Origin of the sequence: uncultured Campylobacter sp. (assembly GCF_937980635.1) — a bacterium.
Classification (GTDB): Bacteria; Campylobacterota; Campylobacteria; order Campylobacterales; family Campylobacteraceae; genus Campylobacter_B.
In genome coordinates, this window is record NZ_CALJPG010000001.1 from 12,519 (window position 1) to 34,756 (window position 22,238).

The following is a 22,238-nucleotide window of genomic DNA, read 5'->3' on the forward strand; positions in this document are numbered from 1 at the left end:
ATTTTTCGAATCCACGAAGTCTCATTCCACGAGCCGCGCGCGGATATCGCCGAAGAGCAGCACGTCCTTCAAAACGGCGCGATCGGCGTAACCGCGCTCGTTTAGGCTCAGGTGCAGCTCGCCTCGGCTGCTCGAAAATATCGGCTGGTTGATGAAAACCACGTAGATCGCCGTAGCCTGCTTATCCGCGTCCGCGCCGTGCCCTTTAAAATTTACGTCCGTTGTGCCGGTTTTCGTGTCTGCTCCGCTAGAGCTTGCGCTTGCCGCTGCGCCGGAGTTTGTATCCGCTTCGCTAGGCGGCGCGACGCCAAGCTCGCTCGCGATATTTGCAGCGGCGCTTCCGCGCGGCCTTTCGATGTCGATCCTTCCGTCGGCGCTTTTTGCGCCCGCGGCTCGGACGAAAAATTTATCGCCCGAGTGCGGGATCTTAGAGAAATTGAAAAACAAACTCAGCAGGTCGTTCGTCGCAAAATAGGGCAAAATTTCATCGCTTACGAGCTGTAGCTCGCCGCCCGCGCCCTTGAACTTTTGAAATTTTATCGTTTTGCGCGCGTAGTCGAAGGTGTAGGTTTTACGCTCGTTTTTCGTCGTTTTGCCCTTTTTGCGCGAGACCTCGTGGACGTAGAGATCGGGCATCAAAAGCCCCGCCACGATGCGCCCCTTTGAGCGAAAGCTCTCGCGCCTTTGCCCGCTTAGGCTGCCCGCGACACCCTGCGCAACGGCATCCATGAATATCTCGTAGCGATCGCCCTGCCGCACGAACCGCGTATTTGCGCTGCCGACCGCGCCGAAAACGCCGAAGGAAATCTCATATTTCGCGCTGATCGTCTCGCCCAAAAGCGCGCTCGCGCACAAAATCAAAGTAGCAAAAAATTTCATCTCTACCGTCCTTCTGCTTTGCAGCGCCCCATCATAAGGCGCCCGTTAAATTTACGCTCTGCGCGCCGCTCGTAAAGCTCGCGCGGGAATCTGCGCCGAGTTTGTAAAATTTACCATAAAAAGCAAAACTCGCGCCGCCCATTTCATTTTCTCATAGCGTGATTATTAAATATCAGCCACCGCTCCTTGCCGTTGTGAAAGGCCGCGCCGTGTGCGCCTAAAGATGCCGACTGTCGCCGCTTTTATATTTACGATGCATATACGGCTCGGCGCGCGCTTGCCAGAAATCGGAGCGATTTTATATTTCGTGCAGGCTGCTTCATCGTAAAGCGCGCCTGTGAATAAAATCAAAATTTCATATTGCGGCTATGTTTGTACTTTGCGCTAGCTGCTACGCCGCGCCCGTTAAATTTACGCTCTGCGCGCCGCCGTTTCGTGCTGCAAATACAGCCGCGTCGGTCGTTAGCAAATCCGCTCAAATTTAAACGACTCGCCGCGGGTCAAATTCGTAAATTTAGTCCTTCCAAAGCCACCATTTCAGCTTGGCTTTGTCGGGATGGGGCGTGTTGGCGTAGTAGCTGGCCTCGGTAAACGTAGAGGATGCACCTGTCGCTACCGCGTCCGAGCGCCTTTGTGCGTTCAAACATCTGCTCGGATCCGCGCCCTTTAGAGAAGCGATGTCAGTGTAGCCCAGCGCCAGCAGATCGGCCTCTGTCGCCTCGCCGACATAGGGGATTTTCTTAAAATCACTCGCGCCTTTACTCAAATTTTACTCCAATATTTATTTAGATTTCGCCAGACTCGCCATTTGGATAAAATTTTAGAACCCTTCGAGAGTGCGGAATTTTAAAATTTCACTCGTGTGAGGCAAATTTTAAAATTTTATCCACGCGGTGCGAAAAATTTTTAAAATTTTACCTCGCCGCCGGGCCGCCGCCGCGCTTATGTGCGCCTCTTTTTAGTGCTAAGACGCCTGCCGTCGCGCTCGTTATCGGAAATTTTATCCGCAAGCTAGCAGGGGGCTTGGACGCGGCAAAGTTTGAACGTTTTTAATCTCCCCCCAACGGAGTAAATTTACGCTTCCGCCTTGCGCCAAATGCAAAAATCTGATACGTTTGTTTTAAACTCAAACGGGTAAATTTGAACCGGTTGTAGTCGAAAGCGCTATACTTTACCGCGAGTTTTAAGCTCCAACAGAGCAAATTTTACATGCTAACCATACGGCGGCTATCGACGAAGCTCCTACGTTTCAAACTCTAACGGATTTTGTAAAAAGATGACGACGGCGTTTCGGAAGTCATCCGAACCGCTTTTGTGCGCGTTTTGATTAAAATTTCTTTCGCGCGGAAACGGCGCTTAAAACGAGCTTGCGTCAAATTTTATGTAAGCTTGAGCGTTAAATTTGACCCAAAATCCTCTCGCAAATTTCGCGAGGATCGGCGCTTTGATAGATCGGACGACCTACCACGATAAAATCAGCCTCTGCCTCGCGCGCGACGCCTAGATCCGCTACTCGCTTTTGATCTGCCGCGCTCTCGCCAAACGGCCTTACGCCCGGGCAAAGCGTGATAAATTTTGCGCTCGTTGCGTCCTTTATCAGGCGGCTTTCGTATGCCGAGCAGACCATACCGTCAAGCCCCGCTTCATAGCTCATCACGCTAAATTTACGCACGGCGTCGTTTAAATTTTGCTCGTAAACCGCACTAAATTCAGCCTGATCAAAGCTCGTTAGCGCAGAGACCGCAAGCACCAGCGGGCGCAAACCGAGCTTGTCCAGTCGCTCCATCACCGTAGCCATCGCGCGTTTGCCGCTGCTTGCATGCACGTTTATCATATCTACGCCAAGCTTAGCGATCTCCTCGGCGGCATCGGCCATCGTGTTTGGGATGTCGTAGAGCTTTAGATCGAGGAAAATTTTAAAATTTCCAAGCTTTTTTAGCTCCTCCACAAAACCCGCACCGTCGCGCAAATAAGCTCGCAGCCCAACTTTGAGCCAAATTTTATCCGAAAAGTCCGTAAGCTCACCCGCTAGCTGCAAGCACTCCTGCTTCGAGCCCAAATCAAGCGCGACACAGAGCTTCACCGTTTATCCTTGCCGCGTACCGCGCCTTTGTTGCCAGCAGATTTTTTCGGCGCGGTAGAGATTTTGCGCCCTGCGCTACTTTTGGGTGCTGTATTTTTACCCGCAGCGCCCTTTTTCGGTGCTGCGCTTTTGCCGACTCTGAAATTTCTATCCGCACCCTCTTTTTTCGGCGCGACGTCTTTTCCTTGTTCGCCTATCTTAAAATTTTTACTTCGCTCGCCCGTTTTGAAATTTTTGCCCGTTTTCTCCGTCTTAAATTTATCTCCGGTCTTAAAATTTCCCTCCGTTTTAAATTTTTTGCTTGCGACGGATTTTTTAGCGGGCGCACTGCGAGTTTTCAAATTAGCGGGCTTTTTAGACGGTCTGCTTCTGCTCGCCGTAGAATTTTTCGGCGTGCCGCCCCTCTTTGCTCTCGTAAAATTTTTTGTCTCATCGTCCGCGCCTGCGGGGATGAAATTTTTCGCCGTATCGTCGCTGCCTGAAACAGCGGAGTTTTTCGCCGTAGCAGGCTTAAAATTTTTGGCTGCCTCCGTGGTTACCTCGAGATTTTCGCTTGCCGTCGCAGTCGGCTTGGAAATTGTATCCGCTGTGATATTTACGGGGCTATCTTTCAGCGCATCCAGCACGCCGTTTATAAATTTAGACGAGATGCCAAGCTCCTTGGCGGAGTTGATTGCTTCGTTGATGACAATGCCCGCGTCGGTGTCCGTAAAGCGCAACTCATACGCCCCGAGCCGCAGTATCGCGCGCTCCAGAGCCGAAATTTCGGCGAGCTTAAATTCCTTTAAATTTTCATCTATCAGCGCATCGACCGCGGCGAGATTTTCGCTAGCGCCGCGCAGAAGCGCCAGCGTCCAGTTGCGCTGCTCGTTGCGAATGCGCTTCTCTTCCAGATACTCGTCCGCAAAGTCCTCGCCGCCGCCGTTCATATCGCGGGAGTAGAGCAGCGAGATCGCAGCGAGCCTGGCTTGGTGTCTGGTGGCCATTTTACGCCTTTATGTTGCGAAATAGACTTAGAAGCTCGATCGCGCCGCTCATTGCTTCAAAGCCCTTGTTGCCGGCCTTTGAGCCTGCTCGCTCGATCGCCTGCTCGATATTATCGGTAGTTAGCACGCCAAAAGTCACGGGCGCGCCGTATTTTAGCATGGTGTTTGCGATACCTTTGCTTACCTCGGCGCTTACGTAGTCAAAATGCGGAGTAGAGCCGCGGATCACCGCGCCTAGGCAGACGACGGCGTCGTAGAGCTTGGAAGCTAGCGCCTTTTCAAGCGCGAGCGGGATCTCAAAAGCGCCCGGCACCAGCATAAGGCTTAAATTTTCCTCCTTGCCGCCGTGGCGCAAAAACGCATCGTGCGCCCCCTCTACCAGGCGATCTGTGATGATGTGGTTGAAGCGGGCGTTGATGATTAGAATTTTTTCGCTGCCTTTAAGAGCAAGCGAGCCTTCGATGATTTTCATGATTTTCCTTTGCGTTAAATTTAGCGCTAAGCTTAGCTAAATTCGCCAAAATTCTAAATTAATTTCAGCATCACGGCGCTTGAAATTATGAGAAATAACAGGTGCTTTGCGCGCAGAAATTTTCTCGCGGTGGATGAATGTGCCTAGGATTACGGCGCCGATCGTGCGCACTGGCAGCGTGCTTAAGTCCGTAAGTCCAGCCGCACTCAAAAAGCGCTCCGATGAGGACAGAAGCAAAGCCTTTGGTCTTCATAAACCGCCTAAATTTTAAATTTAAAGCGAGATTATATTAGGAGCGAGCTTAGATTGAAATTCATCTTAAAATTAATCCTAAATAATAAATTTTATTAATCATTTAGAAATTTTAGGATATAATCACCTCAAATCATTTAAAGGAGAGAAAGATGTTTAAACTTAGAGAGTTGCCGTTCGATGCGGCGCACAACGCGGTCGTAAGTAAAGAAACCTGTGATTATCACCACGGCAAGCACCACGCGACCTATGTGGCGAATTTAAATAAACTTACCGAATCGGGCGAGTTCGCGGGCAAGGGGCTTTACGAGATCGTAACGGCTGCTAGCGGCGGGCTTTTTAACAACGCCGCGCAGGTTTACAACCACGATTTTTACTGGGATTGCATCGCAAAGCCTAGCGAGGCTTCCGCAGAGCTAAAATCGGCGCTAGCGGAAAATTTCGCGGATTTTAAAAGCGAGTTTTTGGCTGCTGCTACGGCGCATTTCGGCTCGGGCTGGGTATGGCTCGCTTACGATCCGAAATCGGGCAAGCTTTGCATCAAAGCGACACAAAACGCCGCCACGCCGGTAACAGAAAGGCTCGTGCCGCTTCTAGTCGTGGACGTTTGGGAGCACGCGTATTACATAGATGAGCACAACGCGCGTCCGAAATATTTGGAGAAATTCTACGCGGGCATCAACTGGGAGTTCGTCTCAAGTGCCTATGAATGGGCGAAAAAAGAGGGTCTCGGCTCGGTGAAATTCTATATTGACGAGCTTCACGGCAGAGATTAAATTTTAAAATTTAAGCGGACGCGGCGATATAAAAATCTGGGTCCGTCGCGCTTCGCTTGCGTGAATTTTAAATTTGCGCGGGCACGTCACAAACGGAAGCGGTGCTACCCGCAGAGCTAAAATCCGTTTAAACGCATAATCCGAGTAGAGCGGATACGGCTCGTGCAGTACACAAAGCTGAAATCTCTTAAGCGCTCGTAGGTTTGCTACGGACGATAATTGCCGCGGCGTTTAGCGTACGCGGTCGATCGCTTAAAATTTTAATTCAGAGCTAGCGGCTAAATTTTAAGAGCTTTTCTTGAGATTTAGCCGCAGCAATACCGCTTTTCAACCTATCTTTTAAATTTAAAAATTTCATCAAAATCCAGGCGCTAAATTTAATCAAAATTTTAGCCCAAAATCATCCACAGCCCGATCGCGCACATCAGCACCGAGCAGAAAATTTCGAGGTATTTCAGGTGGGTTTTCAGCAGATTTTTTAGCACCGCTCCGCCCAGCGCGTAGATGCTAAGGCAGATGCTTTCGCTTACGCACAGCGTAGCGACGAGGGCGAAGGTGCGCGCGCCGAAAAGATTGTCCGCATCCAAAAACGGCGGAAAGAGCGCGGTGAAAAATATCCACGCCTTGGGGTTTGAGACCGCGACTACGAAGCCTTGCAAGAAGATATTTTCGCTGCGCTTTTGTTTTTGCAGCTTAAAATTTCCGCGCGCTAAAAAGGTCGCGACGCCTAGATAGAAAATATACGCGCCGCCTAAAATTTTAATCGCGCTAAGCGCCGCAGGGTGCGCAAGCAGAATGCCCGCGACGCCGAATATACACGCAAGTGCCACGGCCGCGACGCCCAGCACCTGCGCCAGCAGCGCAGGTAGCGCTCTAAGATAGCCGCGCGCGATGCCGAGATTTAGCGCGTAGGTCATGTTGATGCCCGGCATCAGCGATATCGGAAAGATCGTAAGGAAAAACAAAAGCATTACAAACCCCTAAATTGCGGCTAAATTTTAAATTTATCGCGAGCCTGTCGCGGAAATTTTAAGGTGCGGCGGCAAATGAAATTTTAAAATTCCGCCGCGTCTTTTTGCGATTATCATCACGCTTGCACGGCACGTGCAGATAAAATTTTAAAATTCTATGTGCCTTAGCACAAAACATATCGCAGCGTAGCGTGCAGCATCGCGTAAAAACTCACGTCGCAGCGCATGTAACACAGTGGATAAAATTTTAAAATTCTACCGCACCGCCGCAGGTAAATTTAAAATTTAAAACTCTCGCGGCTTTAAATTTAGCCGAAAATCCCGTATCCGAAGATCACCGCGATGATAAGCGGCAGGATAAATTTGACGTACAAAAACCAAACTCCCGCGAGCCTCGCGCTCAAATCGCCTTCGTTGGTGAGCTCGTAGATCGCGTCCTTTTTCAGCACCCAGCCCACGTAGATGCAGCATAGAAGCGCCGTTAGCACGAAAAATACGTTCGCGCTTACGAAGTCGAAGGCGTCGAAAACCGAGCGCCCTAGAATTTTAACGTCCGCAAGCACGCTGCTTGAGAGTATGCAGGGCAGGTTGCCGAGCACGAAGACGCCGCCGAGCGTTAAATTTACCGCCTTTAACGTTGAAAAGCCGAAGCGCTCCTCGACGAAATTTATGATGACCTGATAGATCGTGATCGACGTCGTAAGCGCGGCGATGAGCAAAATCGAGAGAAAGACCACCGCGACGGCGTTGCCGAACGGCATATGCGAAAACGCGATCGGCAGGCTTTTAAAAACTAGCGACGAGCCGCTGCTCGGCTCAAGCCCCGCGCTAAAGAGCGACGGGAAGATCATAAAGCCTGCAAGCACGGCGATGAGCGTGTTTACGACTGCGGTGATGGTGGCCGTTTGCATCAGCTTCTCGTCTTTGTTGAGGAAGCTAGACAGCGTGATCATGACGCCGAATCCGAGCGAGAGCGCGAAAAAGACCTGTCCTAAGACGTCGATCAAAAGCTTGGGCGTGATCTTTGCGAAATCGACACCGAGATAAAATTTCACGCCCTCTTTTGCGCCTTCGAGCGTTAAATTTGTAAGGATCACTGCGATGAAGCACAAAAATAGCGCGGGCATTAGAAATTTTACGAATTTTTCGATCCCCTCGATGATGCCGTTTTTCAAAATATACCAGTTGATCGCTATGAAAACGATCGTGTAAGCTCCGACGCCAAGCGGGCTATTTTCGATATGATCTGCGTAGAATTTTTGCGTAAATGCGGGGTCTGTGATCCGCGCGGAGAGGTCGAAGTTGCCGCTTACGATGTTTACGATGTAGGTTAGCACCCAGCCGCCAAGGACCATATAGTAGGCCAAAATTCCAAACGCGCCGATTACGCCCATGATGCCTACGATCTTCCATGCGGGCTTTATGCGCGAACCGTCCTTTTTAGGCGCTGTGAAGGCATCGACGCAGTTTCTTAGCGCGCGACGTCCGATGACGTTTTCTACTAAGATCATCGGGATTCCAAGCACGATCATCGCGATGCAAAATACGAGCACGTAGGCGCCGCCGCCGTTTTGCCCGACTAAATACGGAAACCGCCATGTACAACCAAAGCCGATCGTGGCGCCCGCGACGGTTAAGATATATGTGAGCTTGCTGCTCCAGGTCTGTCTCGGCACGCTCCCTCCTTAAAATTGCTCTTTTTTGAGCTTGTCGAGGAAGTCCTCGATATTGTATTTGGCGCGGTAAGCCTCGCTGATGAGATGGACTATGATGTCGCCGAGATCGACGACGCTCCACTCATCTCCGCTTTCGATAGCCAAAAACTCCTCGCCGAGCGGCTTTAGCACGCTTTTTAGCTCCTCGATAAGCGAGGCTGCATGGCGGGAGGTTAGCGTAGTGGCGATAACTACGAGTTTTGCGATGTATTCGCGCTCACTCATATCGATGATCTGGACATCTTCGGCTTTCTTTTCGTTTAAAATTTCGGCGATCCGCTCCGCCCTTTGCTTTGGATCTTGCATATCTTTCCTTTTATAAAATTTTATGACCTCTGCTGCGATCTTGGGCGGAATTTCGCCTTTGAAATCTCGCCTAAAACCGCTTGAGCTCGCATCTACGTCAATCTCGATGCGCCTTAGAGCCGCCCACTGTCGCGGGATCTCGTAGCCCGGCCTCGTAAGCACCGCAAACTCCGCCAACTTCTGCAGCTCGCTAAAATCGCGCCATTTATGAAGCTCGGCTAGGTTGTCGGCACCCACGACGATGTAGAGCTTTGAGACTGTATATGCGCCGCCTGTGCTACCTATGCAATTTACTACGTTGCCTGCGCTATGCGCGTCGTTCATATCATTTATGTCGCTCGCATCGCTTGCGTTATTTGCTTGACCTGCGCCGTTTGTATCATTCGCACCGTTTGCGTTATCATTTGCTTTACTTGCGCTGCTTACGTTATTTGCTCTACCCATGCCGTTTGTTTCATTTGCGCTACCGCTTACGTTGCATACGCCGTCTGCGCCGCCACTTGGAATTTTATTCGCGCCTGAAATTTCATCCGCATCCGAACTCTCGCTCGCTATGCTACTTGGAATTTCGCGGTTTTTTGCGTTTGAAATTTCGCTCGCATTTGAAATTTTATCTGCGTTTTGGATTTTACTCGCGCCGTCCTTGCTATCCACCTTGCTTTGCGAAATTTTGTCCATTTCGCTTTTGCTACCAACCAAAATTTGATCCGCCATTCCGCCTTGCAGAGCTTCGTTTTTTGCGTTAGCGGGGATGTCCGTCCCGCCCGTACTATCGACAGAGCAGGCGTCGCCGCCTAGAATTTTACCTATATCGCATGACAAAGCCCCGTCCGTCTTCTCGAGTAAAATTTCGCTCGCGCTGCCAGGAGTATAAGCACCGGCAGAAATTTTATTTGCAATATTTGCGCCGTTAGGTAGAGCCCTATCCGTTATGGCTGTCGGGGCTTCATTCGTTTTGCCTGCCGTCTCCGCCGCGATTTTGCTGTTCGCGCCGTATTTTTCGAGCAGAAATTTCACGCTTTGTATCGTGGGTACCGGGCAGTTTTGCGAAATTTCATAATCGCTTACCTCCACGCCCGGGGCGTCGCTCCACAGCGCGCGGCACCATCTGAGCCGCAGCTGCGGCGGCGCCGAAAAGCTCTTTTTAAACGGGTTTAGAAACGACGGCATTATGATTAGCAAGTCGGGCTTTAAGCTCGATAAAATCGCCTTCACCGCGGCGTCGTGTCCTGCGTGCGGCGGATCGAAACTGCCGCCGAAAAGCGCGATCTTCACGCGCCCGCTCCGCGCCGTTTCGCGCCGCAAAATTTCTCGCTCTTCGCCGCAAATTCCGCGGTATAAAATTTTGCGCGCCGCAATCTTGTTTTATGAAATTTCACGCCGCAAAATTCTATTTCGTCAAATTTTGTTGCAAAAAATCCCGCGTTTTGCGGCGCGGTAAATTTAAAAGGCGCAGCGGCACAAAGGCTAGGACTGCGTCGCAGCCCTTTTGCGGCGGCAAATTTTAAAAGCGCGCCATCGCGGAATTTTACTCCGCCGAATTTCGCTGCGTTAAATTTCATTTTAAGCTCTAAATTTGGCGTCTGGAACTTCATCTCGTGAAATTTCGCGCCGTGAAATTTAGCCGCATAAAATTTCGCAGTGCGATTTAAAAAACTCGTTTCTCGCAATTCTGCTTTGTAAAATTTGACGCCGCGTATCCTAAATTTTGATTTGCAGAATTCCGTGCCGCGAAAGTTTGTTCCTAAAAAATTCGTCCCGTAGGTTGTAAATTTCGCGCTATCAAATTTCTCGTCGTGAAATTTAAAATGCGAGTGCTGTGATTGCCGAATTTGTCGCGTATGACGAAGCGTTTCATTGCAAAATTTAAAACCGCGAAACTCGGCATCGCGCGCCCTGGGCTTTGCGCCGCAAAATTCCGCTTCGCCGAATTTTGTTGCAAAAAATCCTACGTTTTGCGGCGCGAAAAATTTAACGCCACGCCCCCTAAATTTTTCCGCGCAAAATCCAGCGGTTGCGAAGCGGGCATTAGAATTTTGGTCTTTGTAAGGCTTTCGCACGGGCCGCCTACATATATTTTTCTAAAACGCGTGGGATTTCGATGCTGCCGTCCTTGCGCTGGTAGTTTTCCATCACCGCTATCAGCGTGCGTCCGACCGCGAGCGAGGAGCCGTTTAGCGTGTGAACGAGGCTGTTTTTTTTGCCGTCTTTGAAGCGGATCTTGGCTCTGCGCGCCTGAAAATCGCGGCAGTTGCTGATCGAGCTGATCTCTCTGTATTGGTTCTGCCCTGGCAGCCAAACCTCCAAATCCACGGTCTTTGCGGCGCTAAAGCCAAGATCGCCGCTGCAAAGCAGCATGTGCCTGTGCGGAAGGCCAAGGCTGCTTAGCAGATCACTCGCGCATGAAATCATCTCCTCAAGCATCTTTGCGCTATCTTCGGGGCGCGTGATGGCGACGAGCTCGACTTTTTCGAACTGGTGTTGGCGGATCATGCCGCGCGTATCGCGCCCCGCCGAGCCTGCCTCCTTGCGAAAGCAGTGGCTGTAACTGGTGAGCTTGATCGGCAGCTCCTCGCTACGTAAAATTTCATCGTTAAAGAGATTCGTCGCCGTAACCTCGCTCGTAGGGATGAGGTAGAGGTTTTGCTCCTCGTCGTCAACGCGGTAGAGGTCGTCTTTAAATTTAGGCAGCTGACCCGTGCCGTATAGGATCTGATCGCGCACCAAAAACGGCATATTTACGAGCTCGAAGCCGCGCGAGTTATTAAATTCGATCATGTAATTGATGAGAGCCATATTCAGCTTTGCGCCCAGCCCGCGGATCGCGGTAAAGCGGCTGCCGCTGAGTTTAACGCCGCGCTCGAAATCAAGCCATCCCAGCGCCTCGCCGAGCTCGAAGTGCTGCTTGGGCGCGAAGTCGAATGTGCGCGGATCAAGCACCTTTTTGATACAGACGTTTTCGCTCTCATCCGCACCGATCGGCACGTCGTCGTCGATGATATTCGGCACGCACGCGGCGATCGCTTCTAAGCTTTGCTCGCGCTCATTTACGAGCTCGCTTAGGCATTGGATCTTTTGCTTGTTTTCCTCAAGCTGCGATTTTAGCGCGCCTACGTCCTTGCCCTCGCGTGCGGCGAGGCCGAGCTCCTTACTCTTTGCATTTTGCACGGCTTGGAGGTTTTCCAGTTCTGTTTTTTTGGATTTTAGCTCGTTATAGGCATCTAGTAGCGATTGCAGGGTTTGCGGCGGGACTTTTTTGGCGATAAGTTTTTTATTAAATTCGTCGAAGTTTGTCTCGATAAGTTTTAAATTTATCATTTTCTGCCTCTTTTTGGTAATTTAAATTGCGACATTTTAACTAAAGTTTGCTTTAAATACTCAAAATAAACCCACATTTAAGCAATACGGATGAAAAAAAGTGATACAATTCCGTAATATTTTATTATGAAAGGTATTACATGAAGGCAAAATTTGCTTTTTTAGGAATTTTCGCAGCGAGCCTTGCGTTCGCACATTTCGGCGTTCTTACAACGGATAAAAATGTAGTAGAGGATCAAAAAGACGCTACTTTAAAGCTAAATTTGGAATTCTCCCATCCGTTTTTGCAGGAGTCTATGAATCTACAAAAGCCCGCAGAATTTGGCGTTTTTATTGACGGCGAGAAAAAATCGCTCCTAGGCAGCCTAAAAGAGCAGAAAAAGGGCGAAAATTCCTATTTTGCGGCGGAATTTAAAGCTGACAAGCCATCGCTTTTGGCGTTTTATTTTGATCCGAAACCCTATGCCGAGCCGGCTGAGCGCAAGATGATCCGCCATATCACCAAAACCTACGTCGATGCTTACGACGCGGGCGAAGGCTGGGATAAGCCGCTCGGGCTAGAGGCGGAGATCGTGCCGCTCGTGCGCCCTTATGCGCTGTATGCGGGAGAGATATTTAGCGGAGTTTTTTTACTGCACGGAAAGCCCGTCCCGGGCGCGGACGTGGAGATCGAGCTATATAACGATAAGGGCTACAAAGCCCCTAGCGAGGCGCATGTCACGCAGGTCGTTAAAACCAACGGCGCGGGCGAGTTTAGCTTCGTGATGCCGGTTGCCGGCTGGTGGGGCTTTGCGGCTCTTAGCGAGGAGGAAGCCGCCAAAGGAAGCGAGCAGCCCGTAAACGAGCTGGGAGCCGTGCTTTGGATCAAAGCAGACGAGTTGAAAAAGTAGAGGAGCGGCTCGGTGAGATCTCTTTTTTCGGGCAAAATTTGCGCGGCTGCGGATAAATTTAAATTTGTGTTTGGACGAGGCTTTGAAATTTTATTTTCGCACGTTTTGATTTTGGGAGTAGAATTTCCAGCGAATTCTGCGGCTGAAATTTTACGGGGCAGAATTTTGCCGTTTTGCACCCGCGCACAGTCTGTGTCTCGGGGTTTGGTTAAAACTTTACGGAGCAAAATTCCGCCGAGTAAAATTTTAAGTAACGAAGCTCTGCTGCGCAGAATTTTGCTCGATAGAAGTTCACTCTTAGGAGCTTCGAGCCGTAAAATTTCACATACGTGGATTTACGAGCGTAAAATATCAGCACGCAAAATTTCGTTTTTTGAAATTTTGCAAACCCTGCCTTTTAAAATTTCACAGGCTCTGTTTTACCGCGAGAGCACCGCGCCGAGATTGTTCGGAGCCTTAAATTTTGCGTCGCAAAATCCGCTTGTCGCTCCTGCAAATGTAGCAAGCGAAAATTCTTGCGCCATGCAAGCCGTAAAATTTATCAAATTTGCCGGTTCCGCAAGCAGTTCCGAGACCGCTCCGAGTCTTGCGCTAACAGCCGCCGCAAATAGGACGCAAGCCGCGAGTTTTACAGTCGCAAATTTTGCTGCGATTAAAGCCGTAAAAGCAAGATCTATAGCAATCAAAGCGGTTATCGCAAAGTTCGCAAATGCCTTAAATTTAGCTACTTCGCGCGTTTTTGCGCGTCTAAAAAGCGGGAGCGATTTAAAGGAGGCGAGCCGTGCACATTAGCGAAGGAGTTTTGAGCGCGCCCGTGCTGCTCGCAGGCTGGGCGGTTACGGCGCCTGCGGTGGCGGCGATTTTATGGCGCGTAAGGCAGTCTGAGATCCCTAGGATCGCATGTTTTAGCGCGCTGTTTTTCGTCGCCTCTTTCGTGCACCTGCCCGTGGGTGTCAGCTCCATGCACCTGATGCTAAGCGGGCTCGTGGGCGCGTTTTTGGGCTCGCGCGCGATCTTGGCGATTTTCGTTGCGCTGTTTTTGCAAGGGGTATTTTTCGGCTTCGGAGGGCTTAGCGTGCTCGGCGTAAATACCGCAGTCATCGGCTTTCCAGCGGTTTTAGGCGGGCTCTTTGCCGCCGCCGCAAAAGCGCAAGAACTAAAAGCGCGCACGCAAAAAATTTATCTATTTTTGGCGGGCTTCGTGCCGATCGTCTGCTCGATGCTGCTTCTTGATCTCGTGCTTTTCATCAGCGGGCGGGAGTTTTTTGCTATCGCGACGCTCATCTCGCTCGAAGGCGCGATTCTAGCCGTTTTGGAAGGGATCATCACCCTTTTTGCGCTTAGCTTTATTACGAAATTTCACGGCGGACAGAGGCGATGAGAGCGCTATTGTTATTAACGGTTTTGACCTCCTTTGCATTTTCGCACGCGCTTCATCTTTTCGCGACGCAAGAGGGCGATAGAGTGGCGATTTATAGCTATTTTTATAAAAATTCTCCCTGCATGGAGTGCGAAGTTTTAATTAGCGTGGACGGGCGCGAAATTTTGCGGACCAAGACTGATAAAGAGGGACTTGCGAGCATACGAATACCCACTAAAAATTTTACTATTCAAATTTATGGAGGTGCAGGGCACGGCGCGCAGATGGAATTTAGCGCCGAGGACTTTACGCCGCAGGATTCCGGTGATCCTGAAAATTCCACGCCGCAAAATTCTGACGTTTCTGAAAATCCTATGCCGCAAAATTCGAACGCCGCTAAAAATTCCGCGTCCGAAGACAGCGCGTCCGAAAATATCGTGCCGAAAGCTAGTACGCCTGAAAATAAAATTTCAAGCACTTCCGAGCCTTTGGAAAATTCCGCCTCGCAAAGCATCTTGCCGAAAGAAAGCCCTAAGAGCGATATCAGGAGCCTGGCGTTTCAAAGCCAATCTGCCGAGGCGCCTAAAATCGCGCTTTGTTTGGCCTTGATTTTCGGTTTTTTTGGCTTAATGTGGCTAGCGAAAAGAGCGCGCAAATGAGCCCCGCCGTATCGCTGCTCGCGTTTTTCATCTTCAGCTTCGGCGTCGGACTTAGCGGGCAGCTTTACGCAGCGTTTTTTGCCCCGCCATTGCTTCTTTTTGCGCTTAAAATTTCGATTGCGCGCGCGGTTTGCACAAGGCTTGCGGTATTAAATATCTTTGCTATTTTAAGCGCGTTAAGTCCCGCCATAGTCGGCAACTACGAGCTTGCGGGCGTGATATTTTTGCGCGCAAATTTGATAATGGTGTTTGCGATTTTGCTATTTTACGGCAAGGACGAATATTTTTTCGCGCGCGGATTTTACGGGCTCGGGCTCGGCGAAAAGCTAAGCTCTTTGGTGTATTGCTGCGGGCGATTCGTAAATTTTTTACGCTCGGATCTAGCGAGGCTGCAAGCACTTTTGCGCATGCGCGGATTTGTAGGGACGAGCGGAATTTTCACCTATAAAATTTATGCGAATTTAGTCGGGATTTTAGCGATTTCGGCGCTTGAGCAAGCAAGAAATTTAAGCCTGGTGATGAGCGCGCGAGGGTTTTGCGGTAGGCTATTTTACGAACGTCGCGAGGGCCTGAGCATCTCGGAGGCCTCGTTTTTAGCGTTCGTGCTGGCGTGCGTATCTGTTAAAATCGGAGCTATCTTATGAGCTGTTCGCTTAAGGCGTATGGAATAAGCGCTAAAAACGGCGAGCGAGAAATTTTTCGCGGCGTAAGTTTGAGCGTAGGACATAAGGAAAAAGTGGCGATCTTGGGCGCGAACGGGCAGGGCAAGACGAGCCTGCTTCAAATTTTAGGCGGCCTAAGGCAATGGGGCGAGGGCGAGATCGAGCTTTTCGGCGAGAAGCTTGAGTGCGCGGAGGATTTTGTAAAATTTCGCCACGAGATCGGGTTTTTGTTTCAAAACAGCGATGATCAATTTTTGTGCGCGAGCGTGTTTGAGGACGTCGCATTTAGCCTGCGTGCGCAAAATGAGCGGTTAAAACGAGCACGAAATGCAGAGCAAAGGCGTGGAATTTTTTCTAAATTTTTTGGTCGTAAGGCGGAAATTTTAAGGCAGGGCAGCGAAAACGACCATCTAAAAAAGCTTGAAATTTTAAGTGAAGAGCAGATCGAGCGCAAGGCGCTGGAGACGCTGCGACGTCTGGGAATCGAGCATCTGCGCGAGCGGGTGCCATTTCATCTAAGTGGCGGCGAGAAAAAGCTGGTGGCGCTTGCGGGTGCGCTGGTGTGCGAGCCTAGGATGCTGCTACTGGACGAGCCTACGACGGCGCTTGATGAGGCGATGCAGGAGCGCGTGGCGGGGATTTTGGCGGAGCTTGACGTAAGCGAGATCATCGTCTCGCACGATAAAAACTTCATCGATAAAATCGCGGATAAAATTTATTATTTAAAATCTGACGGCTTGTATGAAAGCCCATGATAAAAATCATAGATAAATTTATCGTTTAAAATCAAGAGGCTTGTATAAGTCCATAATGGCGACCCTTGCGGGATTTGAACCACGCGTTTTCGCACTGAGAATGCAACGTCCTGAGCCACTAGACGAAAAGGTCAAGAAGCCGCATTATAGCGACAAAAACAAAATTTTAGATAAAATGCCTAAATTGGCTACAAGCTCTTGAGGGTTATTAATGACGTCATAATGCTAAAATATATAAAATATTCACTATTTGCAAAACACTATTTCGTTAATTTCTCAACTTCGCATTTTTCATAAATTTCGCTATTTTCGCCTTTTGTTATGATCCTATGCAGGTCTGAGATCAGAAATTTTAAACTCTCTTTTGCGTGAATACAAAATCTTCTATCCAAAGAATCAATCGTATTGCCTGCTTTTTCGTTTGCCGCACTTATCGGACAGCCGCCACCACAAATGCCAAGAGCTTCACATTCTTGACATTCATTCTTTTCAGGCGGCGAGAGATGGCGAAATCTTTGCCAAATTTCATTAGTCGTCGGATTAAAATTTTCATCCAAGACATTCGTTACAAAATATTTTCTATCATACAAACAGCCTTGGCAAATTCCCACATCTCCGTTTGCCGCAATTACAATCTGCCCGCCGCTTGTGGCTGCACAATCCGAAAAATAAACGCTTGATTTTGCAAAGGATTTTACCTTTCTCATCATTCTATCTTCATAAATTCCAAGCTTGCGCAGTTCTTTAAACATTTCGATTAAAAACTCACTCGTTTTTTGATAATGTAAATCCGAGATATTCTTATCCGACATTAAAATATTAAAACCAAAGCCTTTTATATTGTATTTTTTGACAAGCTCAAGCATATCGTTTTTATTTTTGATACTATCTTGCGTAAGCGTTATGGAAAGCGAAATTGGAACCCCAAGTGACTTTGCCAAATCAAGTTTTTGTATAATTTTTTCAAATACAAAATTTCCGCCGACATCCACGCGCATTTTATTTGTTTCGTCATTACAACCGTCTATAGAAATACCGATATTTACGCCAAGTTCGTTTAGCTTTAAAAGCCTTTGTTTGTTTAATAAGAGCCCGTTTGTAATCAAATCGAATTCAACTTTTTCTAAAACTTTACAACTCTTTTTAAGCTCGTTAATTTTATTTACTATAAAAACAAGTGTTTCGAAATTTAAAAGTGGTTCGCCACCGTAAAATAAAATGGTAGGCTTGGAATTTTCATCGAAATTTGCACTTTCGAGCTGTTTTATGAAAAATAAAATTCCATCCATTGCCGTTTGCTTACTCATATTTTCTTTTTTGAAGCGCTTTCTCTTTTCCTGATTATTGTTGCCTAAAAAGCAATATTTACAGGCCAGATTACATTGTTCGCTTAAAATAAAATAGCATACGTTTATTTGCGGCTGAGGAATAACCGATTTTACAAAATTTAAAATTTTTTCATCATCGCCCTCTTTGACTAAAATTTTATACTTTATCAATTCATCGATTTCGCATTTTAAATCTTGTGATAATTTCACGTTTTTGTCAACGGTCTCTTTTATTTTCTTAAATTTGTTATCGCTTAAATAGATCGGCTTCATCCTTAAAGAGTTATATAATGCTACATCATTACCTACATGAAAGGCGAAGCCATATTTTGAAAAAATCATAAAAATCCTTGAAATAGTATCGGCGGATTTTGGTCCGCCGATAAATTTTTAGCATATTTCCCATGCAATTTCGTCGTTTTCACTTCTGCGACCACGGCACGAGCATATGCACATACCGCAACTGCATGAACAAAAGCAAGCGCAAGTTCGGCCTACGACAACTTCAACAATTTTGCCGAATAGCTTTTCATATTGATTTATAGTGGCGCTCATTTCTTCTCCTTTCTCTAGAAATTTACTAATTACTTATCCTATAGGATATAGATTTGCGGATTTTATCCAAATAAAGTTTAATTTTTACTTTACCTATAGGATAAAAAAATGAGTGAAAATCTAGCTTTTTTTAGCACCGACGAGATACGAAATTTTTATGTTCAAATCTCTACTAACGTCCGCAAATTACGCGAAAGCAAAGGTATGAGCCAGCTGGAAATGGCGCTAAGTATGGATATAAGCTCGGTCGCATTTTACTCAAACTGCGAGAGTTGCCGCTACGACAAGCACTTCAATCTTGAGCATATCTATAAAATTTCAAAAATTTTAGGCGTCGAGGTGGGCGAAATTTTTAAATTTGAGGTTTAAAAATTTATAAACTTGAAAGTTTGAATTTTTTGGCAAAACAGACAATGATCAAGCGCGATGATAAGCCTATCGATTTATGCTAGATATTTTTACATTGTTGAGTGTGAATCATCGTGTTTAATAAAAAATTTTAACGCCCGCCCTGCGAGCGTTAAAATTTCAAACTGCCTTTCAATAGGCATCAAGAAAAAGCAAATTTTGCCAATATATTAAAATTTTAAAATCCGAGCGCTTTTTGAATCGCGAGCGTCTGCGCTACGACGCGCTCTAGCTGCTGCAAATTTAGCATATTCGGCCCATCCGAAAGCGCGTGAGCGGGATCAGGGTGCGTCTCGTAAAAAAAGCCGTCCACGCCCACGGCCGCCGCCGCTCGTGCAAGGTATGGCACGAAGCGCGAATCTCCGCCGCTCGTAGCGCCGATACTAGGCATCTGCACGCTGTGCGTCGCGTCGAAAATGACCGGCGCAAACTCGCGCATAATCGGCAGCGAGCGCATATCGACGATCAAATTTCCGTAGCCGAAGGTACTGCCGCGCTCGGTGAGCCAAACGCCGTGGCGGCGCGCCAGATCGTGCATGCCTTCGCCGCTTGGCTGCGAGGCGTTTTGAGCAGCACTTATCGAGCTGTCTTGCGCGTTGCAAGCATGAGAGAGGTTTGGCTGCGGCGTGTTTTGCGCTTCGTTATCGCTTCGTGCGGCACAAGGCGTCGCCGTACCTTTAGCGGCATTTTCGGCACCGCTTTTAGCGCCGCAAGTATGAATAAAATTTTGTGCGTCCTGACCGGTACCGCAAGAATTTTGCGCGCCCAGCACCGAAGAACCGCTATCCGCACCGCTTTGAGCGCCGTTTTGCACGCAGCGAATTTCGGCATCGTCGGAGCAGGCGCTGTTTTGAGCGGCCTTTGTATCGCTAGATGCCGCGCCGCTTTGCGGGGTATAAGCCCGTGCACTGCGGGTTTGCAGTACCTTTTCGACGCTGTGTTTCATCGCCTGCGGCGATAAAAACTGACCTTTTTTGATGTTTACTACCGCTTGTGTGCTGGCTGCGGCGACGAGCAGGTCGGTTTGGCGGCACAAAAACGCGGGTATTTGCAGCACGTCGGCGACGCGCGCGACGGGCTCTGCCTGGTAGCTTTCGTGGATGTCGGTTAAAATTTTATAGCCGAATTTTTCCTTTACCTCGGCTAAAATTTCACAGCCGCGCTGCAGTCCCGGGCCGCGGAAGCTTGAGATGCTGGTGCGGTTGGCTTTATCGAAGCTGCTTTTGAAGTAAAATTCCACCCCGCTCATTTCGTTAAATTTGCGCAAACTTTCCGCGACTTGCATTATGAGATCGCGGCTTTCGATCACGCAGGGTCCTGCGATCAGTATCATGAAATATCCTTTTTAAAATTTGCGCGATTTTAGCGAAATTTTACTAACTCTTAATAGGGCTTGCCGAAAAATTTTTCGTAATGCTCGTAAAAGCGCTTGTAGTATGGGTTTGAGTAGCGTTTGCGCATGCCGTAGTTGTAGCATTCGATCGTGTCTTTGATATTTTTGTCTTTAGCGTTCCAGCATTTGCGCAGGATCTTGGCGCATTTGGTGAGGTTGTACATCGGGTTAAATATATAATCTATCTCATTTTGGCTGAAATTTACGGCGTTTAGCTGCCCGAGCCCTACGTCGATGCTAAATCCGTCCTCATACAGGTACTTGGCGATCTGCACGGCGTAAATTTCGTTTGCCGGTATTATCGTAACGACCCATTTGCTGGAATTTAGGCTGTAGTTGCTCGTTTTGATGCGGATATTTTGATTGCGCAGGCCTGCAAAATAATCGGCGTTTGCTTTGTTTGTCAAAAAGGAGATCGTGTAGGGCTCGAAGTCGCTTTCGATTTTGACGATAGTGTAGAGGATCTCGGGCTTTACGCCTTCGTTTTGCGCTACTGCGGCGATGGCGTTTACGATCTCGTTCGGCGAGTAAGCGGGGGCTTGAAGCGCTAAAAACAGGGCGAAAACCAACTTTTTCATCTAAATTTACCGAGCCTTTGATAAAATTTTATGTCGCAAGTATAGCACAATTTCAGTCTTTTCATCATTGTTTAAGTGAAAATTAATCGTATTGGATATATAATCACATTTCTTTTTTGAACCCAAACGGTCGCTTAGCTCAGCTGGTAGAGCGCCACCCTTACAAGGTGGATGTCGCAGGTTCGATCCCTACAGCGACCACCATTTTGAAATCATTGGATTTCATACTTCTTTAACACTTGTGTGCGAGTGTAATTTTTGGTGCGACGGTAGTTCAGCTGGTTAGAATGCCGCCCTGTCACGGCGGAGGTCGTGGGTTCGAGCCCCATTCGTCGCGCCACTTCTTACGATGTCTTGCTAGCTCAGTAGGTAGAGCATCTCACTTTTAATGAGGGGGTCGTTGGTTCGAATCCAACGCAGGACACCATCTATCAAATTTTCCCCCTATTTTTAGTTTTTTGATTTTTTTAAAAGCCCTGTTTTACGGCTTTTTCAAATTTTTTCAAAAAAATTTCAAATACTAAAAACGCTAGATTATACAGGTAGTTTAAGAGAAACTACTATATATTAAAAAATGTATAGTAGCTCTTAAGCTTGTTAAACTCTTTGGAAGCTTTTATAATTTGTCCTATGAAACTATATTAAATTTTAAAGGACAAGCAGTTATGAAGGTTTTTTCCAAGATTAAAGACGATCCGGCTTTTAAAACAGACCCCGATAAAGTGATCAGAAATTTTTCCCTGCCTCATCGCAAAAATACTATGGTGGAAATGATAGATGAGCATATAGCAGTTAGATTTTACCGCTCATTTACTAAAAAGGGAGAACAAACAATCCATAGGCACTATCACTATTGCATAGGCGGCAAGCTGATTAAGTCTTTAGGCAATGCAGATGAGATAAGCCTAAGCAAAGCTAAGGAAGCGCTTAAAGGTTTAATAGTAGATGGTTCTACTAAACTAGCCGCCCCAAGTAATACTCTAGCGAGTGTTTACCAGCAGTTTTGCAGACATAACGGCAATGTTGCATTAGCAACCTCTAAAAGACGAGATATGAGCTTTAAAGCTTTAAGGGATATTTGTGACAAAGATATAAACAAGATAAGCAAAAAGGATATTATGCCGATACTGGATTATTATTACGATAATGAAAAATACGCTTCCTTAGAAATTTTATTCAAACTCATTAAAAGACTATTCAGATATGCTCGTATAAGAGATATTTCTAAAAATCCATTATTTGCAGAAGAGGTGTTTAAGGACTTTTATAATATACCTCGCCATAGCGAATACCCATATATAAAAGATGACTTGGATTTAACCGTACTTATTAAATTTATCATGAACTATCCTCATCAAATAGGTGTTAAGAATGCTTTGATCTTTGGACTGCTTACCGGGCTAAGAAGCTCAAACGTAAGGAATTTAACCCATGAGCATTTAAAAGTAGGCGATGACGGAGAATACTACTTACTATTCCCGCAAGATGAGAATAAGGTAAAAAGCAATGGTGATGAACATCTGGGACTTCCTACAGAAGTAGGGCAATGGCTGCAAAGATTGAGTGCTCATAATAGTAGCTGCCCGTTATGCTTTGCCAATACGCAAGGAGAGGTACTAAGCGATATGACTCTAGTTAAAGCACTTAAAACCTATGCTCCCGTAATAGCTAAGAATAGATTGGTCTTTCACTCTTTTAGAAAGATACTAGAAACCTTTGCATATGAGAAAATCCATGAGAACAAGCTGGATCCTTATAGCATTGAACGCACCCTTTTTCATGCACAAAAAGATATACAAAAGATTTATAACAAAGCTACGAATATTGAGAATACACGTAGGGTTCTAACATGGTGGCTAGGTTATTTAAAGGGGTTGGGGTTTAAATTTTAA

Annotated in this window: 20 protein-coding genes, 4 tRNA genes and 3 pseudogenes; 12 read left to right on the top strand and 15 right to left on the bottom strand. The window is 47.5% G+C overall.

Translation table 11 applies throughout. The annotated features are described in order from the left end of the window. Nucleotides 1–21: 21 nt before the first annotated feature. The 5 genes and pseudogenes from Q0460_RS00065 to ribH all read right to left on the bottom strand — a co-directional run bounded on the left by Q0460_RS00065 (nucleotide 22) and on the right by ribH (nucleotide 4,420). Nucleotides 22–879 (bottom strand): DUF3108 domain-containing protein, encoded by an 858-nt coding sequence (locus Q0460_RS00065; protein WP_299083325.1) that lies wholly within the window; start codon nucleotides 877–879, stop codon nucleotides 22–24. 514 nt (nucleotides 880–1,393) lie between these two features. Further along, nucleotides 1,394–1,645, bottom strand: a complete 252-nt coding sequence (locus tag Q0460_RS00070) for a helix-hairpin-helix domain-containing protein (protein ID WP_299083327.1) — start codon at nucleotides 1,643–1,645, stop codon at nucleotides 1,394–1,396. Between the two features lie 630 nt (nucleotides 1,646–2,275). Continuing rightward, the gene (pyrF, locus tag Q0460_RS00075) at nucleotides 2,276–2,962 is read right to left on the bottom strand and encodes an orotidine-5'-phosphate decarboxylase (protein ID WP_367178635.1); all 687 of its coding nucleotides are present in this window, start codon (nucleotides 2,960–2,962) and stop codon (nucleotides 2,276–2,278) included. Nucleotides 2,963–3,573: 611 nt separating this feature from the next. Beyond that, nucleotides 3,574–3,948: pseudogene (nusB, locus tag Q0460_RS00080) on the bottom strand (transcription antitermination factor NusB); the annotation flags it as partial. A gap of 1 nt (nucleotide 3,949) precedes the next feature. After that, on the bottom strand, nucleotides 3,950–4,420 hold the full coding sequence (gene ribH, locus Q0460_RS00085) for a 6,7-dimethyl-8-ribityllumazine synthase (protein WP_298063905.1): 471 nt from the start codon (nucleotides 4,418–4,420) through the stop codon (nucleotides 3,950–3,952). A gap of 404 nt (nucleotides 4,421–4,824) precedes the next feature. On the opposite strand from ribH, the gene sodB reads away from it, so the two are divergent. Next, nucleotides 4,825–5,448, top strand: a complete 624-nt coding sequence (sodB, locus tag Q0460_RS00090) for a superoxide dismutase [Fe] (RefSeq protein WP_299083329.1) — start codon at nucleotides 4,825–4,827, stop codon at nucleotides 5,446–5,448. Nucleotides 5,449–5,837: 389 nt separating this feature from the next. On the opposite strand, the gene Q0460_RS00095 is transcribed toward sodB, so the two are convergent. The 5 genes from Q0460_RS00095 to serS form a co-directional block, all read right to left on the bottom strand. Next, entirely contained in the window at nucleotides 5,838–6,419 is a 582-nt protein-coding gene (locus Q0460_RS00095; protein ID WP_299083332.1) for a LysE family translocator, read from the bottom strand. Nucleotides 6,420–6,727: 308 nt separating this feature from the next. Next, a complete protein-coding gene (locus tag Q0460_RS00100; RefSeq protein WP_299083338.1) occupies nucleotides 6,728–8,095 on the bottom strand; it encodes a sodium-dependent transporter in 1,368 nt (455 codons plus the stop codon). Nucleotides 8,096–8,104: 9 nt separating this feature from the next. Next, nucleotides 8,105–9,715: a ribosome silencing factor gene (gene rsfS / locus Q0460_RS00105; RefSeq protein ID WP_299083341.1), complete on the bottom strand. Its 1,611-nt coding sequence runs from the start codon at nucleotides 9,713–9,715 to the stop codon at nucleotides 8,105–8,107. Then, nucleotides 9,712–10,500, bottom strand: coding sequence for a hypothetical protein (locus tag Q0460_RS00110; protein WP_299083344.1), 789 nt, complete (start codon nucleotides 10,498–10,500; stop codon nucleotides 9,712–9,714). Before Q0460_RS00110 ends, rsfS begins: the two co-directional genes overlap by 4 nt. Before the next feature lie 7 nt (nucleotides 10,501–10,507). Then, nucleotides 10,508–11,758, bottom strand: coding sequence for a serine--tRNA ligase (serS, locus tag Q0460_RS00115; RefSeq protein ID WP_299083347.1), 1,251 nt, complete (start codon nucleotides 11,756–11,758; stop codon nucleotides 10,508–10,510). A 140-nt stretch (nucleotides 11,759–11,898) separates the two neighbouring features. Between serS and Q0460_RS00120 the strand changes: the two genes are divergently transcribed. Genes Q0460_RS00120 through Q0460_RS00145 form a run of 6 tightly spaced genes read left to right on the top strand, consistent with a single transcriptional unit; the run spans nucleotide 11,899 to nucleotide 16,084 of the window. Then, nucleotides 11,899–12,648: a DUF4198 domain-containing protein gene (locus Q0460_RS00120; protein ID WP_299083350.1), complete on the top strand. Its 750-nt coding sequence runs from the start codon at nucleotides 11,899–11,901 to the stop codon at nucleotides 12,646–12,648. Between the two features lie 12 nt (nucleotides 12,649–12,660). Next, nucleotides 12,661–13,440 (top strand): hypothetical protein, encoded by a 780-nt coding sequence (locus tag Q0460_RS00125; RefSeq protein ID WP_299083353.1) that lies wholly within the window; start codon nucleotides 12,661–12,663, stop codon nucleotides 13,438–13,440. After that, a complete protein-coding gene (gene cbiM / locus Q0460_RS00130; RefSeq protein WP_299083356.1) occupies nucleotides 13,430–14,029 on the top strand; it encodes a cobalt transporter CbiM in 600 nt (199 codons plus the stop codon). Before Q0460_RS00125 ends, cbiM begins: the two co-directional genes overlap by 11 nt. Continuing rightward, the gene (locus Q0460_RS00135; RefSeq protein ID WP_299083358.1) at nucleotides 14,026–14,667 is read left to right on the top strand and encodes a hypothetical protein; all 642 of its coding nucleotides are present in this window, start codon (nucleotides 14,026–14,028) and stop codon (nucleotides 14,665–14,667) included. The genes cbiM and Q0460_RS00135 overlap by 4 nt, the downstream gene beginning before the upstream one ends. Further along, nucleotides 14,664–15,311: an energy-coupling factor transporter transmembrane component T gene (locus Q0460_RS00140; RefSeq protein WP_299083361.1), complete on the top strand. Its 648-nt coding sequence runs from the start codon at nucleotides 14,664–14,666 to the stop codon at nucleotides 15,309–15,311. Before Q0460_RS00135 ends, Q0460_RS00140 begins: the two co-directional genes overlap by 4 nt. Then, complete coding sequence (locus Q0460_RS00145; protein ID WP_299083364.1) at nucleotides 15,308–16,084, top strand: energy-coupling factor ABC transporter ATP-binding protein; 777 nt, start codon at nucleotides 15,308–15,310, stop codon at nucleotides 16,082–16,084. The genes Q0460_RS00140 and Q0460_RS00145 overlap by 4 nt, the downstream gene beginning before the upstream one ends. Before the next feature lie 56 nt (nucleotides 16,085–16,140). Here Q0460_RS00145 and Q0460_RS00150 read toward each other — a convergent pair. Both Q0460_RS00150 and Q0460_RS00155 read right to left on the bottom strand, forming a co-directional pair. Next, nucleotides 16,141–16,217, bottom strand: a tRNA-Glu gene (locus Q0460_RS00150). A gap of 127 nt (nucleotides 16,218–16,344) precedes the next feature. Beyond that, on the bottom strand, nucleotides 16,345–17,754 hold the full coding sequence (locus tag Q0460_RS00155) for a FibroRumin system radical SAM peptide maturase (RefSeq protein ID WP_299083368.1): 1,410 nt from the start codon (nucleotides 17,752–17,754) through the stop codon (nucleotides 16,345–16,347). Between the two features lie 321 nt (nucleotides 17,755–18,075). On the opposite strand from Q0460_RS00155, the gene Q0460_RS00160 reads away from it, so the two are divergent. Then, complete coding sequence (locus Q0460_RS00160) at nucleotides 18,076–18,336, top strand: helix-turn-helix transcriptional regulator (protein WP_299083371.1); 261 nt, start codon at nucleotides 18,076–18,078, stop codon at nucleotides 18,334–18,336. A 217-nt stretch (nucleotides 18,337–18,553) separates the two neighbouring features. Here Q0460_RS00160 and Q0460_RS10590 read toward each other — a convergent pair. From Q0460_RS10590 to Q0460_RS00175, 3 genes and pseudogenes are all read right to left on the bottom strand, one after another. Then, a pseudogene (locus Q0460_RS10590) lies at nucleotides 18,554–18,910 on the bottom strand (3-deoxy-8-phosphooctulonate synthase); the annotation flags it as partial. Nucleotides 18,911–19,285: 375 nt separating this feature from the next. Further along, a pseudogene (locus Q0460_RS00170) lies at nucleotides 19,286–19,708 on the bottom strand (3-deoxy-8-phosphooctulonate synthase); the annotation flags it as partial. Between the two features lie 50 nt (nucleotides 19,709–19,758). Beyond that, nucleotides 19,759–20,346 (bottom strand): transglycosylase SLT domain-containing protein, encoded by a 588-nt coding sequence (locus Q0460_RS00175; protein WP_297942060.1) that lies wholly within the window; start codon nucleotides 20,344–20,346, stop codon nucleotides 19,759–19,761. Nucleotides 20,347–20,474: 128 nt separating this feature from the next. Here Q0460_RS00175 and Q0460_RS00180 point away from each other — a divergent pair. The 4 genes from Q0460_RS00180 to Q0460_RS00195 all read left to right on the top strand — a co-directional run bounded on the left by Q0460_RS00180 (nucleotide 20,475) and on the right by Q0460_RS00195 (nucleotide 22,238). Further along, a tRNA-Val gene (locus tag Q0460_RS00180) sits at nucleotides 20,475–20,550 on the top strand. 59 nt (nucleotides 20,551–20,609) lie between these two features. Next, nucleotides 20,610–20,686, top strand: a tRNA-Asp gene (locus Q0460_RS00185). An 11-nt stretch (nucleotides 20,687–20,697) separates the two neighbouring features. Then, nucleotides 20,698–20,773: transfer RNA gene (locus tag Q0460_RS00190), tRNA-Lys, on the top strand. A gap of 238 nt (nucleotides 20,774–21,011) precedes the next feature. Continuing rightward, nucleotides 21,012–22,238, top strand: a complete 1,227-nt coding sequence (locus Q0460_RS00195; protein WP_299083375.1) for a tyrosine-type recombinase/integrase — start codon at nucleotides 21,012–21,014, stop codon at nucleotides 22,236–22,238.

Bases quoted from the DNA above. Each gene is read 5' to 3' on its own strand.
- Q0460_RS00065 (WP_299083325.1), bottom strand. From the start codon at position 879: ATGAAATTTTTTGCTACTTTGATTTTGTGCGCGAGCGCGCTTTTGGGC.
- ribH (WP_298063905.1), bottom strand. From the start codon at position 4,420: ATGAAAATCATCGAAGGCTCGCTTGCTCTTAAAGGCAGCGAAAAAATT.
- sodB (WP_299083329.1), top strand. From the start codon at position 4,825: ATGTTTAAACTTAGAGAGTTGCCGTTCGATGCGGCGCACAACGCGGTC.
- Q0460_RS00095 (WP_299083332.1), bottom strand. From the start codon at position 6,419: ATGCTTTTGTTTTTCCTTACGATCTTTCCGATATCGCTGATGCCGGGC.
- serS (WP_299083347.1), bottom strand. From the start codon at position 11,758: ATGATAAATTTAAAACTTATCGAGACAAACTTCGACGAATTTAATAAA.
- Q0460_RS00120 (WP_299083350.1), top strand. From the start codon at position 11,899: ATGAAGGCAAAATTTGCTTTTTTAGGAATTTTCGCAGCGAGCCTTGCG.
- Q0460_RS00135 (WP_299083358.1), top strand. From the start codon at position 14,026: ATGAGAGCGCTATTGTTATTAACGGTTTTGACCTCCTTTGCATTTTCG.
- Q0460_RS00140 (WP_299083361.1), top strand. From the start codon at position 14,664: ATGAGCCCCGCCGTATCGCTGCTCGCGTTTTTCATCTTCAGCTTCGGC.
- Q0460_RS00145 (WP_299083364.1), top strand. From the start codon at position 15,308: ATGAGCTGTTCGCTTAAGGCGTATGGAATAAGCGCTAAAAACGGCGAG.
- Q0460_RS00155 (WP_299083368.1), bottom strand. From the start codon at position 17,754: ATGATTTTTTCAAAATATGGCTTCGCCTTTCATGTAGGTAATGATGTA.
- Q0460_RS00160 (WP_299083371.1), top strand. From the start codon at position 18,076: ATGAGTGAAAATCTAGCTTTTTTTAGCACCGACGAGATACGAAATTTT.
- Q0460_RS00175 (WP_297942060.1), bottom strand. From the start codon at position 20,346: ATGAAAAAGTTGGTTTTCGCCCTGTTTTTAGCGCTTCAAGCCCCCGCT.
- Q0460_RS00195 (WP_299083375.1), top strand. From the start codon at position 21,012: ATGAAGGTTTTTTCCAAGATTAAAGACGATCCGGCTTTTAAAACAGAC.